Source organism: Streptomyces sp. NPDC029151, from assembly GCF_055564315.1.
Genome location: NZ_JBVHWQ010000002.1, coordinates 11811 through 25376 on the forward strand (window position 1 = coordinate 11811; position 13566 = coordinate 25376).

The window sequence follows — 13566 nt, forward strand, 5'->3', positions numbered from 1 at the left end:
GGACCCGGGTGTGCGCGAGCGACCCGCACGGAAGGGGGCAGGCCGTCGGCGTGAGGCCTAGGGCGTGGGGCACGGGCGCCGGGCCGGGGGCGTAGGTCGTCGGCCCGGCGGCGGAGGCCCGGGCGTCCGGGCCGGGGCGCGGGGCCTACGCCGAAGGGCCCTGGCGCTTTGCGGCCCGGGTCCGAGGCGGTCCGGGCGGTGCCGTTCCTACGGTGTGGCCACCGCCCGTCGGGGGCGGTGGGTGACGAGGGGACGGTAGTCATGCCGGTAGCGATCATCACGGGGGCCTCGAAGGGCCTGGGGCGGGCGCTCGCCGAGGCGCTGGCCGCGCGGGGCTGGGACCTGGTCCTCGACGCGCGGGGCGCCGACGGACTGAAGGAGACCGCGCGGGCCGTCACAGGGCTCGGTGCGCGGCACGGCGCGCGCGTGGTGGCGCTGCCGGGGGACGTCACCGACAGCGGGCACCGGGCGGTGCTGGTGGCGGCCGCGCACGGGCTCGGCGGTCTCGATGTGGTGGTGAACAACGCGGGGGTCCTGGGTGCCGAGCCGCTGGTGCCGCTGGGCGGCCAGTCGCTGGACGGCTTCCGGGCGGCGCTGGAGACGAACCTCGTGGCTCCGCTGGGGCTCCTCCAGGAGGCGCTGCCCCTGCTGCGGAAGGCGCCCCGCGGCGCCGTGGTCAACGTCAGCTCGGACGCGGCCGTGGAGGCCTACCGGACCTGGGGCGCGTACGGCGCGACGAAGGCGGCGCTGGACCAGCTGTCCGCCGTGCTCGCGGTGGAGGAGCCGGGACTGCGGGTCTGGTGGGTGGATCCGGGCGGGATGCGGACGGACATGCTGGCCGCGGCGGAGCCGGAGGAGGATCTGTCGGGGACGCCGGCGCCGGAGGAGATCGCCCCGGCCTTCCTGCGGCTGCTGGACCGGCGCCCGGCGAGCGGCCGGTACACGGCGGCGGCGCTGCTGGAGGCACGGTGACACGGGCGACGGGGGTGCCCCCGAGCGAGCCGGTCCGAGCGTGGAGGAAGGTGCCGGAGGAGCTGTCCGCGCGCGTGCCGGCCGAGCAGCGGGGGCCCGGGCTGGGGCGGGACGCCGTACGACTGCTGGTGTCGCGCGGTACGGCGGTGGCGCATCACGTGTTCCGCGAGCTGCCGCGGCTGCTGCGGGCCGGGGACCTGCTGGTGGTGAACACCTCTCCGACGCTGGCCGCCGCGGTGAACGGGCGGGTCGGGCACGCGCGCGTGGTGGTGCACGTCTCCACGCGCGGGGACGACGGGCGGTGGGCGGTGGAGCTGCGGGAGCCGGACGGGCGCGGTACCACGCGCGCGCGTGCGGGTTCGCCCGCGGGGACAAGGGTGTCCTTGCCGGGCGGTGGCCGGCTGCTGCTGGAGGAGCCGCTGAGCGCGGGCGGGGAGCGGCTGTGGTGGGCGCGGGCCGCCGGGGCGGACGTGGCGGAGGTGCTGCGGGAGCACGGGCGGCCCATCCGCTACTCCTATACGGAGCGGGACCAGCCGCTGTCCGCGTACCAGACGGTGTTCGCGCTGGCCTCGCCGGACGGGGCGGGCAGTGCGGAGATGCCGAGTGCCGCCCGGCCGTTCACCGCGCGGCTGGTGGCGGAGCTGGTGAGCCGGGGCGTGCAGTTCGCGCCGGTGACCCTGCACACGGGGGTGTCGTCGGCCGAGGCGCACGAGCCGCCGCATCCGGAGCGGTTCGCGGTGCCGGAGGCGTCGGCGCGGGTGGTCAACGCCGTGCGGGCCGGTGGCGGCCGGGTGGTCGCGGTGGGGACGACGGCCGTGCGGGCCGTGGAGTCGGCCGCGGGGCCGGACGGGGTGGTGCGGGCGGTCCAGGGGTGGACGGATCTTGTGGTGGCGCCCGCACGCGGGGTGCGGGTGGTGGACGGGCTGTTGACCGGGCTGCACGAACCGGAGGCCTCCCACCTGCTGATGCTGGAGGCGGTCGCCGGGCGGGCGGCGGTCGGCCGGGCCTACGAGGAGGCGCTGCGCGGGCGCTACCTGTGGCACGAGTTCGGCGACGTGCACCTCGTCCTTCCGGAGGAGAGCCCTCACGCAGAGCGTTGCGGTGGCAACGGATGGTGAAACGGCATGGCGCCCGGTGTGAGCCCGCACATAGGGCCTACATCACGTACGAAAGGGCATAGGAGATAAACCGCCCCCACATGAACGGGATAGACGGCCCCGTCTGTCCCGTTTTGCCCTTCCCTGATCCACTATCCCGGATCGTACGTCACACCTTTGCCTGGGCGTTTTGCGCCAGCTAAGAATTGCTTCCGTCGCTCAGCGCCGCAGGGTTCACCCCGCGGCGTTCGTGCGGGAGGAGTCGATTCCCCCGGCGGACGCAGGAGCGACCTCCGCGCTACACGAAGAGGTCCATCAGCCATGCCCAAGAACATCCTCAACCGAGCTTATAGTCGCGCTCTGACGAAGCAGCACAAGATCGCCGTTGCCGGTGTCGCCGCGCTGGGCACCGCCGCTCTGGCCCTCTCGGCCGCTCCCAGCAACGCCGAGACCGTCACCACCGGCGCCCCGGCCGCGACCGCCCAGGTCGCCTCCGCCCCCGTCCTGCAGAACGTCAAGGGCACGGTCACGGACCAGCTCGCCGCCGACAACCTCAAGCTCGACGCCTTCGCGGCGCAGAAGAAGGCCGCCGACGCGGCCGTCGCCAAGAAGGCCGCCGTCGCGAAGGCCGTGGAGGCCGCCGCCAAGAAGGCCGCCGCCGAGGCCGCCGTGAAGAAGGCCGCGCAGGTGCGCGCCGCCAAGGCCGCCGCCACCCGCTCCGTGGAGCGCCCGCAGATGCAGCCGGTCGCCGCGACGACGTACGCGAACAACCTCGACGGCTGGATCCGCCAGGCCCTGGACATCATGAAGTCCAAGAACATCCCGGGCAGCTACAGCGGTCTGCACCGCAACATCATGCGGGAGTCCTCCGGCAACCCGATGGCCATCAACAACTGGGACATCAACGCCGTCAACGGCATCCCGTCCAAGGGCCTGCTGCAGGTCATCCCGCCCACCTTCCAGGCGTACCACGTCGCCGGCACCTCGTGGAACATCTACGACCCGGTCGCGAACATCACCGCCGCCGCCAACTACGCGGCGCACCGGTACGGCTCGATCGACAACGTCAACAGCGCGTACTGAGGCCCTGGCGCGGGACCTCTGCGACGCAACGCCGAAGGGCGGCACCCCGGTCACGGGGCGCCGCCCTTCGGCGTCGTACGCGCGCGGACCTACTTGCGCATGACCTCCGGCTCGTGGCGGCGCAGGAAGCGGGCCACGAAGAAGCCGCAGACCACGCCGAGCGCGATCAGGGCGATCATGTCTCCGGCCCAGGCGCCCACCGTGTGGTTCCACAGCGGGTCGTTGTCCCCGGCGGTCTCCGGCGGGCTGATCCGGTTGAAGTCCAGCGTGGTGCCGGCCGCGGCAACCGCCCAGCGGGACGGCATCAGGTACGAGAACTGGTCGACGCCGACCGTGCCGTGCAGGGCGAACAGGCAGCCCGTGAAGACGACCTGGATGATGGCGAACATGACCAGCAGCGGCATGGTCTTCTCGGCCGTCTTCACCAGCGAGGAGATGATCAGGCCGAACATCATCGCGGCGAAGCCGAGCCCCATGATCGGCAGGGACAGCTCCAGCAGGGTGGCGTGGCCGAGGACGAGGCCCTCGTCCGGGAGCTCGCGCCGGCCGAAGCCGATGACACCGACCAGCAGGCCCTGGAACCCGGTGATCACGCCGAGCACGAACACCTTCGACATCAGGTACGCCGACCGGGACAGCCCGGTGGCCCGCTCCCGCTCGTAGATCACCCGTTCCTTGATCAGCTCGCGGACGGAGTTGGCGGCGCCGGCGAAGCAGGCGCCGACCGCCAGGATCAGCAGCACGGTGGTGGCCGTGCCGTTCGGCACGATCTGGCCGGTCTGCGGGTTGGGGCCGCCCGGCAGCAGGCCCCGGTCGGGGTGGATCAGCAGGCTGACCGAGCCGATGACGGCCGGCAGGAGCACCATCAGCGCCAGGAAGCCGCGGTCGGAGGCGATGACCGACACGTAGCGCCGCACCAGGGTGACGAACTGCGAGAACCAGCCCTGCGGCTTGGGCGGCCTGATCGCCTGCATCGGCGGCATCTGGACCGCCTGCGGGGCGACCGAGTCGACGTCCGCGGCGTACATCTGGTAGTGCTGCGAGCCCTTCCAGCGGCCCGCCCAGTCGTAGTCGCGGTAGTTCTCGAAGGCGGAGAAGACGTCGGCCCAGCTGTCGTAGCCGAAGAAGTTCAGCGCCTCCTCCGGCGGGCCGAAGTAGGCGACCGCGCCGCCCGGCGCCATCACCAGCAGCTTGTCGCACAGGGCCAGCTCGGCCACCGAGTGGGTGACGACGAGGACGGTGCGGCCGTCGTCGGCGAGGCCGCGCAGCAGCTGCATGACGTCGCGGTCCATGCCCGGGTCGAGACCGGAGGTCGGCTCGTCCAGGAAGATCAGCGACGGCTTGGTGAGCAGCTCCAGCGCCACCGACACGCGCTTGCGCTGGCCGCCGGAGAGCGAGGTGACCTTCTTGTCCTTGTGGATGTCGAGCTTCAGCTCGCGCAGGACCTCGTCGATGCGGGCGTCGCGCTCCTGCGCTGTGGTGTCGGCCGGGAAGCGCAGCTTGGCCGCGTACTTCAGGGCCTTCTTGACGGTCAGCTCCTTGTGCAGGATGTCGTCCTGCGGGACCAGACCGATGCGCTGACGCAGCTCGGCGAACTGCTTGTACAGGTTCCGGTTGTCGTAGAGGACCTCGCCCTGGTTGGCGGGCCGGTAACCGGTGAGCGCCTTGAGCAGGGTCGACTTGCCGGAACCGGAGGGTCCGATCACGGCGACGAGCGACTTCTCGGGTACGCCGAAGGAGACGTCCTTCAGGATCTGCTTGCCGCCGTCGACCGTGACGGTCAGGTGGCGGGCCGAGAAGGAGACCTCACCTGTGTCGACGAACTCCTCGAGGCGGTCGCCGACGATGCGGAACGTGGAGTGGCCGACGCCGACGATGTCGCTCGGGCCCAGCAGCGCCGAGCCGCCCTTCGCGATCGGCTGGCCGTTGACGTAGGTGCCGTTGTGCGAGCCGAGGTCGCGGATCTCGAAGCGGCCGTCGGGCGTGGCGTGGAACTCGGCGTGGTTCCGGGAGACCTGGAGGTCGGAGACGACCAGGTCGTTCTCCAGGGCACGGCCGATGCGCATCACGCGGCCGAGCGCGAACTCGTGGAACGTGGTCGGGCTGCGGTCGCCGTGGACCGGCGGCGCCCCCGCACCCCCGCCGGGCGTCTTCTGTACGTACTGCTCGGCCGGGCCGCCGCCCTGCTGCTGCGGGAACGCGGACGGCTGCTGCCAGCCCGCCTGGGCCTGGTGCTGCGGCGGTGCCTGGTGGGGCACGGCCTGCTGCGGGGCGGCCTGCTGGGCCCAGCCGGGCGCGCCGGGCGCGCCGGGCGCGCCGGCGCCCTGCGGCGCGTACGGGGCCGCCGCCTGCGGCTGCTGCGCCGGGCCGCCGACCGGGGCCGTGGCCGCGGACAGGTTCAGCCGCGGGCCGTCGGTCGCGTTGCCGAGGTGCAGCGCCGAGCCGTGGCCGATCTCCATGTGCTGGATGCGCTGGCCCTGCACGAACGTGCCGTTGGTGCTGCCATGGTCTTCGATGACCCAACCGCGGCCGTTGTAGCTGACCGTGGCGTGCCGCCAGGACACCCTGGCGTCGTCGAAGACGATGTCCCCCTGCGGATCGCGTCCGAGGGTGTATGACCTGGACGGATCAAGTGTCCAGGTACGTCCGTTTGTTTCGAGTACGAGTTCCGGCACTCCATGCCCCACTGAGTTGTCCCCCGATTTTCCCCCGTCGCAGGGAGTCTAGGGATGTCGAACATCGTGGGGAACTATTTCAGGCCCGGCCCCCTGACCGAAACCCGGGCCTTGCCGAAGGGGGCGGGCGCGCGCTCCGCATCGCCCTGCCGGTTCACTCCGGGACTGTCTCCACGGCCCCTCGGCCCAAGGTGAGTTGGACGGTCGCCGACTGAACTCCTCGTGTGCGGGGGCGTGATGCACCGGGGAGCGCGGGAAGGGCGGAGACCGGACCGGTGGCCGCGGGTACGGCGGTGCGGGTCGGGCCCGCGGTCGGGGAGGTGCGCAGGGCGCGGCCATCGCCAGGTCGCCCGGCACCTCTCCCCCGCCGGTCCCGGAGGCACTCGGCACCGACGCTCCCGGCCCGGGCCGGGAGCCGGGGTGACCGTCGGCGACCCGGGCCGGGAGCCGGGGTGGCCGTCGGCGACAAGGCCGCGGGCCGGCCGGGACGCGCGCACGGCGTCAGGCCCGGCCGCCCGGCCCTCGCCCCTCCGACCAGCCGCCCGACCCCGGCCCCTCCGACCAGCCGCCCGACCCCGGCCCCGTGGACCAGCCGCCCGACCCCGGCCCCGTGGACCAGCCGCCCGACCCCGGCCCCGTGGACCTGCCGTCCGGAGCGGCTCGTGGGACCCTCGTGGTGGAGGCGGGACGACACCGCACCCGGCCCCGCGTCCCAGCCGCACCCCGTCCGCTCCGCCGTCGAGCCGCTTCCCACCCGTACCGCCCCCGCACTCGGACCGCACCGCACCGCACCCGCCACTGTGCCCCCGCCCCCGGCGCGGTGCCGTTCTCCGGTGGCAACGCCGCTGTCACCGGCCCGACACCGATTGTTCCGTGTCCGTCAGGCGGACCTCAGGGGCGGAAGGCACTGGGTGCCGGATACGGTGGTGACACCATGAGCGCTTCGCAGACCTCCGCCTCAGAGACCTCCGAGGTCCCCACCCTCCTCGTCAAGATCTTCGGCAAGGACCGGCCGGGCATCACGGCCGGTCTGTTCGACACCCTCGCCGCCTACCTCGTCGACGTGGTCGACATCGAGCAGGTCGTCACCCGGGGCCGCCTGGTGCTGTGCGTGCTGGTGACCCAGCCCCCGGCCGGTCTGGAGGGCGACCTGCGGGCCACCGTGCACAGCTGGGCCGAGTCGATGAAGATGCAGGCGGAGATCATCTCGGGGCACGGCGACAACCGGCCGCGCGGCCTCGGCCGCTCCCTGGTGACCGTCCTCGGTCATCCACTCACCGCCGAGTCGACGGCCGCGATCGCCGCCCGGATCGCGAAGGCCGGCGGCAACATCGACCGAATCTTCCGGCTCGCCAAGTACCCGGTGACGGCGGTGGAGTTCGCGGTGTCCGGTGTGGAGACCGAGCCGTTGCGCACGGCCCTGGCCTCCGACGCGGCGGCACTGGGTGTCGACATCGCGGTGGTCTCGGCGGGTCTGCACCGGCGTGCCCAGCGGCTGGTCGTCATGGACGTGGACTCGACCCTGATCCAGGACGAGGTCATCGAGCTGTTCGCCGCGCACGCCGGCTGCGAGGACCAGGTCGCCGAGGTGACGGCGTCGGCGATGCGCGGGGAGCTGGACTTCGAGCAGTCGCTGCACGCGCGCGTGGCCCTGCTGAAGGGGCTGGACGCGTCGGTGGTGGAGAAGGTGCGCCAGGAGGTGCGGCTGACGCCGGGCGCGCGCACGCTGATCCGTACCCTGAAGCGCCTCGGCTACCAGGTGGGGGTCGTCTCCGGCGGCTTCACCCAGGTCACCGATGATCTGAAGGAACGGTTGGGCTTGGACTTCGCGCAGGCCAACACGCTGGAGATCGTCGACGGGAAGCTGACCGGCCGGGTCACCGGCGAGATCGTGGACCGGGCGGGCAAGGCCCGGCTGCTGCGGCGGTTCGCCGCGGAGGCCGGGGTGCCGCTGGCGCAGACGGTGGCGATCGGTGACGGCGCCAACGACCTGGACATGCTGAACGCGGCGGGTCTGGGCGTGGCCTTCAACGCCAAGCCGGTGGTGCGCGAGGCGGCGCACACGGCGGTGAACTTCCCCTTCCTCGACACGGTCCTCTATCTGCTCGGTATCACCCGGGAAGAGGTCGAGGCGGCCGACATGCACGACGACGAGGACTGAGCGGACCCCCGCGGCCCCGCCACCCGCCCCGAAGGGCCCGGCACCCCGTGCGGTGCCGGGCCCTGCGGCGTCCTGCGTGCTGCCTCTCGGTCCTGGCGCCTGCCTCGTCGGCGTCCTGCCCCGGCCGGCGGGTCAGTCGGAGGGTGCCCAGTAGTCCCTGAGCGTGGCCACGGCGGGCTCCAGGCTCTTCCAGGGGCCCTCGAAGGAGAGCAGCGCGAAGGCGGCGGCGGGGAAGCCGCGGCGGTTCATCCGCGCGCGGGCGTCGTCCTCGGCAGCGCCGGCCAGGATCTCGGCCAGGCCGTGGACGCCGGGGTTGTGGCCGATCAGGATGACGTTGCGTGCCTCGTCCGGGATCTCGTTGAGCACGGCGATCAGCTCGCCGGGCGAGGCCTCGTACACCCGCTCCTCGTAGATGGTCTTCGGCCGGTGCGTCAGCTCGTGGACGGCGAGCTTCCAGGTCTCGCGGGTGCGGGTCGCCGTGGAGCACAGGGCCAGGTCGAAGGTGAGGCCGGTGTCGGCCAGCTTGCGTCCGGCGACTGCGGCGTCCGTGCGGCCCCGCTCGGCGAGCGGGCGCTCGTGGTCGGGGACCTGGGGCCAGTCGGCTTTCGCGTGCCGGAAGAGGACGATCCTGCGGGGTTCTGCGACGCTCATGGGACCCAGCTTCGCATGAAACAGGCCACCCGGCGCAGGGAGTTGACATGCGGATTCACCGCGCGAGGGGGCGTGCCGTCAGCGTGCGAGGAGCTGCTGGGCGCGTTGCAGGAGGCGCGCGATCGCCGGGTCGCCGCCCGCCGCGTGGGCGTCCGACGGGTTCAGTACCAGCATGAGCAGCACGAGGAACGCGAGGGCGGGCAGGGCGAGCGCCCACCAGGGCAGCCTGGTGTCGACGCCGCCCGTGGTCGCCGGGTGGGGGCGGGGGTGGGTGCGGGCCGGCATGGTCGCCTCCGTGGGTCTTCGAGCGGGTCCCTGACCGCCTTGCCGCGGTCACCTCTCGAAGCTACGGAATCCGGGGCCGCCGGCCCATCCGGACTTCCACCCAGGTGACCCTGACCCTTACCCCCTAGGGGACGGGGGGCCAGCCCCACCTTGGGGCGGGGGGCTGCCGTCAGGGGGAGGCGATGGTCGCCACGATGGCGATGATCACGAAGATGGCGAGGAACGAACCGAAGACGAGCAGCATCTTCTTCTGGCCGTTCTTGGGGTTCGGGTCGAGCACAGGCTGCATGCGCCCAGTCTCGCACCCCGCCTCGCGTCCGGCGGTGCCGGGGCACCCCGGCGGGTCAGCGCGTCGCCTCGTCCTCGACCGTGCGGTCGCGGCCCGCCAGGAAGCCCACCACCATCTGCGGCACCATGAGGCCCGCCATGAGGGCGATCGGCACCCCCCAGCCGCCGCTCTGCTGGTAGAGCACGCCGACCAGCAGCGGGCCGGGGATGGAGATCAGGTAGCCGGTGCTCTGCGCGAACGCGGACAGCTGGGCCACCCCGGGACCGCTGCGGGCGCGCATGCCGACCATGGTCAGCGCGAGCGGGAAGGCGCAGTTGGACACGCCGAGCAGCAGCGCCCAGGCCCAGGAGCCGCCGGCCGGGGCGAGGTACAGCCCGGCGTACCCGGCGAGTCCGCAGGCGCCCAGGACCAGCACGATCGGGCCCTGGTGGGACAGGCGGGTGGCGACCCGCGGGATGACGAAGGCCAGCGGGACGCCCATCACCATGGTGACGGCGAGCAGCACGCCGGCGGTGCCGGCCGGGACGCCGGCGTCCCGGAAGATCTGCGGCATCCAGCCCATGGTGATGTAGGCGGCGGTGGCCTGGAGGCCGAAGAAGACGGCGAGGGCCCAGGCGGTGCGGCTGCGGGTGATCCGCAGCGGAGCGTGCTGGTCCGCGGGCCGGCGCACCGGTCCCTCCGGCCGGGCGGCCCCGGTGCCGCGGACGCGGACGAGGGGCAGCCAGGGCAGCACCGCGGCGGCGGCGAGGGCCGCCCACACGGCGAGGCCGGGCTGCCAGCCGCCGCCCATGGCGTCGGTCAGCGGGACGGTCACGGCGGCGGCGAGGGAGGTGCCCAGGGCGAGGGCCATCGAGTACAGACCGGTCATGGACCCGACCCGGTCGGGGAACCAGCTCTTGACGATGACCGGCATCAGGACGTTGCTGACGGCGATGCCCATCAGGGCGAGGGCGCTGGCGGCCAGGAATCCGGCCGTGGTGCCGACGTACGGCCGTATGAGCAGGCCGGTGGTGATGGCGGCCATGCCGGCGCACACCACGGCGGCCGGTCCGAAGCGGCGGGCCAGGCGAGGCGCGGTGACGCCGAAGAGGGCGAAGCACAGCGGGGGCACGGAGGTGAGGAGGCCGGCGACGCCGCCGCTCATGCCGAGCCCGTCGCGGACCTCCTCCAGGAGGGCGCCGAGGCTCGTGATGGCGGGGCGGAGGTTGAGTGCGGAGAGCACGATGCCGACGACGACCAGCCGGACCGCCCACGCGCGCGTGCGGTGCGTCGCGCCGGGCGCCGCCTTCCGGCCGGCGTCGGCCGTGCCGCGTTCGGTCGGTGACATCGCCGTACGGGTCTCCACTGTGCGCGTTTCCTCACTAGCCATGAGACCCATCATAGAATCATGGGATGATTGGTTGTCGATTCCGCCGGTCCTCCAGGTCCCCCCAGCCCTCCCGGCCCCCGCGGTCCACGCGCGCGTGCCTGTCGTGCGAAGGTGTGCCATGCCTTTGAGCCACCCGCGCCGGTCGGCGCTGTCCGAGCAGGTCATCGCCGCGTTGCGGCAGCAGATCACCTCCGGCGAGTGGCCGGTCGGTTCGCGCATCCCGACGGAGCCGGAACTGGTCGAGCAGCTCGGTGTCGCCCGCAACACCGTCCGCGAGGCCGTCCGCGCCCTCGCTCACAACGGTCTGCTGGACATCCGCCAGGGATCGGGCACGTACGTGGTGGCCACGAGCGAGCTGGCCGGCGTGATGCACCGCCGCTTCGCCGGCGCCGACCCGCGGCACATCGCCGAGCTGCGGGCCACGCTGGAGTCGGCCGCGGCGAAGCTGGCCGCCGAACGGCGCACCGAGAAGGACCTCAAGCAGCTGGACACGCTGATGGTCCGGCGCGAGGAGGCCTGGGAGACCGGTGACGCGGAGGCCTTCGTGGCGGCCGACGCCACCTTCCACCTGGCCGTGGTGGCCGCCTCCCACAACGACGTGATGACCGCGATGTACGCCGACCTGGGCGAGGTGCTGCGGGACTGGCTGCGCGCGGACGTCGGGGCGGAGCTGACCCCGGAGACCCACATGGACCACGCGCGTCTGCTGGACGCGATCCGCGCCGGGGACGCGGAGGCGGCGGCGACCGAGGCCGCGAGCTATCCGTTCCTGTGCGACCCGGGCCGGTTCACCGCGCCTTCTGGTGACTGATCCAGACCGAGCGGACCTCCTTCCAGCACCGGCCGGCCAGCCGTACGGTCATGGCGGGCCCGGCGGCCACCGGGGCGCTGTCGGTGTCGATGTCCCACCAGCGGGCGCACTCGATGTGCAGTCGCACCCGGTCGGTGTCGACGTAGGGGTTGTGGCAGTAGGCCTCCACGTGGGAGCCCCGGACCGCCGTGCGGCAGGAGGCGCCGAACCGGTTCGGCGCGGGCGGCGCGGCGTCGTTCACGCGCGCGTGGGGCAGGGCGTCGTACGGCAGGGACAGCACGAGGACCAGGGCCACGGTCACCGGGGCCAGGCTGCGGGACAGGCGCACAAGGGGACCTCCTCGGCCGGGCTGCGGAGGGACGTGCGGGGAAGGCGTCTTCCAGGGTGCGCCGCCGGCGCGGCGGCGGCCCGGCCGGTGGGCCGAACGGGTGACGCCCCGCTTCCCGCCGGCGGCGGGAGACGGGGCGTCGGTGTGCTGCGGAGGTCAGGCGCCGATGGCGTGCAGGCCGCCGTCGACGTGGATGATCTCGCCCGTGGTCTTCGGGAACCAGTCGCTCAGCAGGGCGACGACACCGCGGCCGGCCGGCTCCGGGTCCTTCAGGTCCCACTCCAGCGGGGCACGGGTGTCCCACACGGAGGCCAGCTCGCTGAAGCCCGGGATGGACTTGGCGGCCATGGAGCCGAGCGGGCCCGCCGAGATGAGGTTGCAGCGGATGTTCTGCTTGCCGAGGTCGCGCGCCATGTAGCGGCTGGTCGCCTCCAGGGCGGCCTTGGCCGGGCCCATCCAGTCGTACTGCGGCCAGGCGTACTGGGCGTCGAAGGTGAGGCCGACGACCGAGCCGCCGTTCTGCATCAGCGGCAGGCAGGCCATGGTCAGGGACTTCAGGGAGAACGCCGAGACGTGCATGGCGGTGGCCACCGACTCGAACGGCGTGTTGAGGAAGTTGCCGCCGAGCGCGTCCTGCGGGGCGAAGCCGATGGAGTGGACGACGCCGTCGAGGCCGCCCAGCTCCTCGCCGACCACGTCGGCCAGGCGAGCGAGGTGCTCGTCGTTGGTGACGTCGAGCTCGATGACCTTGACGGGCTTCGGCAGCTTCTTGGCGATGCGCTCGGTCAGGGTGGGCCGCGGGAACGCGGTGAGGATGACCTCGGCGCCCTGCTCCTGGGCCAGCTTCGCGGCGTGGAAGGCGATGGAGGCCTCCGTCAGCACACCGGTGATCAGGATGCGCTTGCCGTCGAGAATTCCGCTCATGGTGATCAGTGACCCATTCCCAGTCCGCCGTCAACCGGAATGACGGCTCCAGTGATGTACGAGGCGTCGTCCGAGGCGAGGAACCGCACCGTCGCGGCGATCTCCTCCGGCTGCGCGTAACGGCCGAGCGGCACCTGCGACACGATGTTGTCACGCTGCTCGTCGCTGAGCGCCTTGGTCATGTCGGTGTCGACGAAGCCGGGCGCGACGACGTTGAAGGTGATGTTGCGCGAACCCAGCTCCCGGGCGAGGGAACGCGCGAAGCCGACCAGGGCGGCCTTGGAGGCGGCGTAGTTCGCCTGGCCCGCCGAGCCGAGCAGGCCGACCACGGACGAGATCAGGACGACCCGGCCCTTCTTGGCGCGCAGCATGCCGCGGTTGGCGCGCTTGACGACCCGGAAGGTGCCCGTGAGGTTCGTGTCGATGACCGAGGTGAAGTCCTCCTCGGACATGCGCATCAGCAGCTGGTCCTTGGTGACGCCGGCGTTGGCGATCAGGACCTCCACCGGACCGTGCTGGTCCTCGATCTCCTTGTAGGCCTGCTCCACCTGCTCCGGGTCGGTGATGTCGCACTTGACGGCGAGGAAGCCGGCCGGCGGCTCACCCGAGCGGTACGTGATCGCGACCTTGTCGCCGGCGTCGGCGAAAGCGCGGGCGATGGCGAGGCCGATGCCCCGGTTGCCTCCGGTGACGAGAACCGAGCGGCTCAACGGATCACCCTTTCGATAGCGGTCTGACACACCCGCCCGAACCCGTGGACGGCAGGCGGCTTCAGTCGAAAACCTATCGGTACCGCCGCGCGCGCGGGCAAGCGGGCACCGACAGTGGCGCGGGGGTGTCGCTGTCGGGAACCTACAGAACGGGCCGGTTCCGGGACCCGAAACATGTGGTCCCCCGGCCCGCTCCCACGACATGATCGGA

Annotated in this window: 13 protein-coding genes; 5 read left to right on the forward strand and 8 right to left on the reverse strand. The window is 72.7% G+C overall.

Annotated elements, in window-relative coordinates; all coding sequences use genetic code 11:
- The first annotated feature begins 261 nt into the window (after positions 1-261).
- From ACZ4VF_RS07785 to ACZ4VF_RS07795, 3 genes are all read left to right on the forward strand, one after another.
- Positions 262-972 (forward strand): SDR family NAD(P)-dependent oxidoreductase, encoded by a 711-nt coding sequence (locus tag ACZ4VF_RS07785; RefSeq protein ID WP_467923807.1) that lies wholly within the window; start codon positions 262-264, stop codon positions 970-972.
- Positions 969-2090, forward strand: a complete 1122-nt coding sequence (locus tag ACZ4VF_RS07790) for an S-adenosylmethionine:tRNA ribosyltransferase-isomerase (RefSeq protein ID WP_467923808.1) — start codon at positions 969-971, stop codon at positions 2088-2090. The genes ACZ4VF_RS07785 and ACZ4VF_RS07790 overlap by 4 nt, the downstream gene beginning before the upstream one ends.
- A 300-nt stretch (positions 2091-2390) precedes the next feature.
- On the forward strand, positions 2391-3152 hold the full coding sequence (locus ACZ4VF_RS07795; RefSeq protein WP_467923809.1) for a transglycosylase SLT domain-containing protein: 762 nt from the start codon (positions 2391-2393) through the stop codon (positions 3150-3152).
- Positions 3153-3241: 89 nt separating this feature from the next.
- On the opposite strand, the gene ACZ4VF_RS07800 is transcribed toward ACZ4VF_RS07795, so the two are convergent.
- Positions 3242-5827: an ABC transporter ATP-binding protein/permease gene (locus ACZ4VF_RS07800; RefSeq protein ID WP_467923810.1), complete on the reverse strand. Its 2586-nt coding sequence runs from the start codon at positions 5825-5827 to the stop codon at positions 3242-3244.
- Positions 5828-6761: 934 nt separating this feature from the next.
- Here ACZ4VF_RS07800 and serB point away from each other — a divergent pair.
- On the forward strand, positions 6762-7988 hold the full coding sequence (serB, locus tag ACZ4VF_RS07805; RefSeq protein ID WP_467923811.1) for a phosphoserine phosphatase SerB: 1227 nt from the start codon (positions 6762-6764) through the stop codon (positions 7986-7988).
- Positions 7989-8120: 132 nt separating this feature from the next.
- On the opposite strand, the gene ACZ4VF_RS07810 is transcribed toward serB, so the two are convergent.
- The 4 genes from ACZ4VF_RS07810 to ACZ4VF_RS07825 all read right to left on the reverse strand — a co-directional run bounded on the left by ACZ4VF_RS07810 (position 8121) and on the right by ACZ4VF_RS07825 (position 10582).
- The gene (locus tag ACZ4VF_RS07810; RefSeq protein ID WP_467923812.1) at positions 8121-8639 is read right to left on the reverse strand and encodes a SixA phosphatase family protein; all 519 of its coding nucleotides are present in this window, start codon (positions 8637-8639) and stop codon (positions 8121-8123) included.
- A gap of 78 nt (positions 8640-8717) precedes the next feature.
- Positions 8718-8924 carry a hypothetical protein gene (locus ACZ4VF_RS07815; RefSeq protein WP_467923813.1) on the reverse strand — a complete coding sequence of 69 codons (207 nt, stop codon included), beginning with the start codon at positions 8922-8924 and terminating at the stop codon, positions 8718-8720.
- Positions 8925-9093: 169 nt separating this feature from the next.
- Complete coding sequence (locus tag ACZ4VF_RS07820) at positions 9094-9213, reverse strand: SGM_5486 family transporter-associated protein (protein WP_256464729.1); 120 nt, start codon at positions 9211-9213, stop codon at positions 9094-9096.
- Positions 9214-9268: 55 nt separating this feature from the next.
- Positions 9269-10582, reverse strand: a complete 1314-nt coding sequence (locus tag ACZ4VF_RS07825; RefSeq protein WP_467923814.1) for a CynX/NimT family MFS transporter — start codon at positions 10580-10582, stop codon at positions 9269-9271.
- A 118-nt stretch (positions 10583-10700) separates the two neighbouring features.
- Between ACZ4VF_RS07825 and ACZ4VF_RS07830 the strand changes: the two genes are divergently transcribed.
- Positions 10701-11393 (forward strand): FadR/GntR family transcriptional regulator, encoded by a 693-nt coding sequence (locus tag ACZ4VF_RS07830; RefSeq protein WP_467923815.1) that lies wholly within the window; start codon positions 10701-10703, stop codon positions 11391-11393.
- Here the strand turns inward: ACZ4VF_RS07830 and ACZ4VF_RS07835 are convergent.
- The 3 genes from ACZ4VF_RS07835 to fabG all read right to left on the reverse strand — a co-directional run bounded on the left by ACZ4VF_RS07835 (position 11371) and on the right by fabG (position 13355).
- Positions 11371-11721 carry a hypothetical protein gene (locus tag ACZ4VF_RS07835; RefSeq protein ID WP_467923816.1) on the reverse strand — a complete coding sequence of 117 codons (351 nt, stop codon included), beginning with the start codon at positions 11719-11721 and terminating at the stop codon, positions 11371-11373. The two genes, ACZ4VF_RS07830 and ACZ4VF_RS07835, sit on opposite strands and share 23 nt — an antisense overlap.
- Positions 11722-11877: 156 nt before the next feature.
- Complete coding sequence (gene fabI / locus ACZ4VF_RS07840; RefSeq protein WP_467923817.1) at positions 11878-12645, reverse strand: enoyl-ACP reductase FabI; 768 nt, start codon at positions 12643-12645, stop codon at positions 11878-11880.
- Positions 12646-12650: 5 nt separating this feature from the next.
- A complete protein-coding gene (fabG, locus tag ACZ4VF_RS07845) occupies positions 12651-13355 on the reverse strand; it encodes a 3-oxoacyl-[acyl-carrier-protein] reductase (RefSeq protein WP_467923818.1) in 705 nt (234 codons plus the stop codon).
- Between the last annotated feature and the right edge of the window lie 211 nt (positions 13356-13566).

Bases quoted from the DNA above. Each gene is read 5' to 3' on its own strand.
- ACZ4VF_RS07785 (WP_467923807.1), top strand. From the start codon at position 262: ATGCCGGTAGCGATCATCACGGGGGCCTCGAAGGGCCTGGGGCGGGCG.
- ACZ4VF_RS07795 (WP_467923809.1), top strand. From the start codon at position 2,391: ATGCCCAAGAACATCCTCAACCGAGCTTATAGTCGCGCTCTGACGAAG.
- serB (WP_467923811.1), top strand. From the start codon at position 6,762: ATGAGCGCTTCGCAGACCTCCGCCTCAGAGACCTCCGAGGTCCCCACC.
- ACZ4VF_RS07810 (WP_467923812.1), bottom strand. From the start codon at position 8,639: ATGAGCGTCGCAGAACCCCGCAGGATCGTCCTCTTCCGGCACGCGAAA.
- ACZ4VF_RS07815 (WP_467923813.1), bottom strand. From the start codon at position 8,924: ATGCCGGCCCGCACCCACCCCCGCCCCCACCCGGCGACCACGGGCGGC.
- ACZ4VF_RS07820 (WP_256464729.1), bottom strand. From the start codon at position 9,213: ATGCAGCCTGTGCTCGACCCGAACCCCAAGAACGGCCAGAAGAAGATG.
- ACZ4VF_RS07825 (WP_467923814.1), bottom strand. From the start codon at position 10,582: ATGGCTAGTGAGGAAACGCGCACAGTGGAGACCCGTACGGCGATGTCA.
- ACZ4VF_RS07830 (WP_467923815.1), top strand. From the start codon at position 10,701: ATGCCTTTGAGCCACCCGCGCCGGTCGGCGCTGTCCGAGCAGGTCATC.
- fabI (WP_467923817.1), bottom strand. From the start codon at position 12,645: ATGAGCGGAATTCTCGACGGCAAGCGCATCCTGATCACCGGTGTGCTG.